3 protein-coding genes are annotated in these 3,037 nt (G+C 59.1%); 2 read left to right on the top strand and 1 reads right to left on the bottom strand.

Annotation, left to right across the window (positions count from 1 at the left end; translation table 11 throughout):
• A partial coding sequence (locus ABX749_RS27745; protein WP_372898886.1) for a hypothetical protein occupies window positions 1-222 on the top strand: 222 nt, incomplete at its 5' end.
• 44 nt (window positions 223-266) lie between these two features.
• Here ABX749_RS27745 and ABX749_RS27740 read toward each other — a convergent pair.
• A complete protein-coding gene (locus ABX749_RS27740; protein ID WP_372898885.1) occupies window positions 267-1,280 on the bottom strand; it encodes an NAD-dependent epimerase/dehydratase family protein in 1,014 nt (337 codons plus the stop codon).
• A 152-nt stretch (window positions 1,281-1,432) separates the two neighbouring features.
• Here ABX749_RS27740 and ABX749_RS27735 point away from each other — a divergent pair, with 152 nt between their 5' ends.
• Entirely contained in the window at window positions 1,433-2,734 is a 1,302-nt protein-coding gene (locus tag ABX749_RS27735; RefSeq protein ID WP_372898884.1) for a serine hydrolase domain-containing protein, read from the top strand.
• Window positions 2,735-3,037 lie beyond the last annotated feature (303 nt).

The raw sequence follows: 3,037 nt of genomic DNA, 5'->3' as shown, positions 1-3,037 counted from the left end.
GAGAATTGCATCACCTACCAAGGCATCGACGGTTTGCGTCGCGCCGCGGCACGAATCGAAACCATGGACGAACGCCAAATCATCAAACTGCGGCGCGGCGTGATCGACTACTACGAATCACACCTCAGCCCGGCTGCGTTTTGCCGGGATCTGGAAAACCAATCCACCAAGCGGCTGCACCTGTTCCCCTATCTCACGCCCGCGGCCAAGCAAGCGGCTTGAACCGCTACCGGGGGAATGCATTTCCAAACGCAATCCAACGGCACCTACCGCAATGACTCGCCCGTCACGTCGGAGGCCGTCAACCAACCTCGCTGGACTTGATCGCAAAACACTTCCAAAGATCTTCGGATCGCGAGTTGCAGGTCGGTTTGTGGGACGTCCGGAAAGGCTTCGAGAAACGGTTCATACTCCAGATCGCAGATGAACGGGACCGTTTGGTCGCCGATCGAAATTTGGAATCGGTCTGCGATGCCGAGTTCGGTGGTCGCGTGACGAAGCACGTCGACAAAGGTCGCCGTGTCGACGGTTTGACTGGGTAAGGTAAACGCGCCGTATCCATCGAATGGCCCGAGGACGGCGTTGCCGAACGCCGCGCCGACATCGGGTGCGAACAGGTAATCTTGTCGCGAACGGAATGGAATCTTGTAGGGCAAACCGAGTGCGACGCACTTCATCGCGGTCGTCGGTGTGGACGTCAGTCCGGCGTCACGTCCGGGGCCGAACAGGACGCCGGGGCGAAGACTGATGGTGGGGGTTCCGGTTTCGCCACAGAACAGCCGCGCCACGTTTTCACCGGCAAGCTTCCAAACGCCGTAGACGTTGACCGGTTCGGGCATCGCCAGCATCGGAACGCGGTCTTGTGGGTAGGCGGCGCGGGGCCCATAGACGGCGATGGAGCTGGCATAGACGAACCGTTCCAACGGTCGAGCGCAGGCCTTGATCGCTTCGATCAGGTGTTGCGTGCCGGCCAGGTTGATCTGCAACCCCAAATCACGATGGGCATTGCAGTCGGGGGTTTGCAGTGCCGCCAAGTGCACCACGTGCGTGACTTCGTTGGCGCGCAGGATCTCCGCCATTCGCTTCGGATCGCTGACATCCGCCTGGACGAACATCATCCGATCACGATCGACATCGTGGAACACGCGTTCGCTCCGCGCGGAACTGACGCTACGGCTGCACACGATCAGTTCGGCATCGCAGTGGGCGATCAACCACTTGGCCGTTTCCGAGCCGATGCATCCGTATCCGCCGGTTATCAGAATGGTTTGTCGCGTCATGGAATCGCTCTCGTCGTCGGCCCGGAGTTCGGAGGTTTTTCGTTTAGCCTGTCACATCGGCTCGATGTTTTCGCTTGGGAGGCGTGTCTGTGTTGCGAACGTTCGCGATGCAGCAAACACGCTTCACCATCTTCGTACGGGAGTCGAATGCAATGTTGGTACAACGTTTTTTTTGGGTCGGTTTGATGCTGTGCACCGGCACGGTCGGTTGGTCACAGGATTTCGCAACAATCTATTTCGGTGATCCGGACATCGAAAAACAAGTCGATGATTATCGAAAGGACAAAGGGGTTGTCGGGATGGGACTGGCCGTCGTTCATGACGGCGAGATTGTTTACCTGCGGGGTTACGGCAAAGAAGACCGCGAAGCCGACATTTTCGTCGATCCGAAGGCGACGCGTTTCCGTTGGGCGTCGGTTTCAAAAACCTTGACGGGCGTGCTGGCGGTGATGGCCGACAACGACGGCATCGTCGACCTGGACACCAACGTCCCCTATTACTACCCGAGTTACAAGGTTCCGAGCAAGTATTACGTTGGCGGCAATCTGAATAACGGCCAGAGCGTGCCCTGGTACCGTCGATTCATCACGATGCGACAACTGCTCAGCCATACCTCGGGGATTCAACACTACAGCAACGGACTGAAGCGACCCGAGCCACCGGCATCATTGGCGGCTGATAAGAATGTCAACACCGGAATGGAATGGGCGCTGAGCTATTGGGTCGACAACCCGCTGATCGATCTGCCGGGGAATCGCTGGTCTTACTCGACGCCGGCGTACAACTTGGCGGGCGTTGTACTGGAACAAAAAATGGGAGGCTCGTTCGATCAGTTGACGCAGATGCTGATCGCCCAGCCTGCCGGCATGACAACGCTTCGCCCCGACACGCTCTGGAATCCGGCTCCACGACGGGCGGTCGGCTACACGCTCAGCGGTGGCGTCGCAACGCGCGACAATCGAGACGACGACGTGTCATGGAAGCTGGCCGGCGGCGGGTTCATCTCCACCGTCGAGGACATGGGGCGTTACGCGGCCGCACTGTTGGGCGACGAGATTTTGAGCCCTGCGGAGAAGTCAGACATGTGGTCGCCGCAGTCGCTCCGCAACGGAGACCTGACGAACTGGTCGCTGGGATGGCGAATTCGCCAGGGGACGGCGAGCGATTTGGATTTCAAAGTGGAACACGGTGGAGCCCAAACCAAGGCACGCTGCCATCTGTCGCTGTATCCCAATCGCGGGTTGGCGGTCGCGGTGATGACCAATTCCAGCACCAACTGTGACACGCGAGGTCTGGCAAGAGACATCGAAGAGATCGTGATCGACCGCCTCGATGCCGGGGATGCCCCGATCAAGAAAGGATACGATCACTTGGACATGATCGCCGAGCCGCTGTTTCCATCGATCGGTTTGTTTCGCAGCGTCACGACGACGTATCGGACGCTTTCGCGCTGAGACGCGCGGCGTCGAACATGCAGGCTGATCGATCGGGATCAGCCGTTTGCCGCGAGGCCGACGGGGCAACGCTGTGAAGCATTTTTTAGCGGTAGGGCGCGAGCCCTCCGGTGTTTCGGGAACGATGAGGGACAGGAGGGCTTGCGCCCTGCCGCTAACACCTCGTCAAACGCAGGGAGTAAATGCTTCACAGCGTTGCCGACGGGCGTTCCATCGCTCCGGGATACCCGACACCAGCGAGCATCCTCCGGAAGTCAATCGTATTCCACCGCAGCTTGGTTATTGGGTAGGCGGTAGTGGACG

Source organism: Stieleria sp., from assembly GCF_041595215.1.
Taxonomy (GTDB): Bacteria; Planctomycetota; Planctomycetia; order Pirellulales; family Pirellulaceae; genus Stieleria; species Stieleria magnilauensis.
This window is presented reverse-complemented; position numbering and strand designations above follow the sequence as displayed.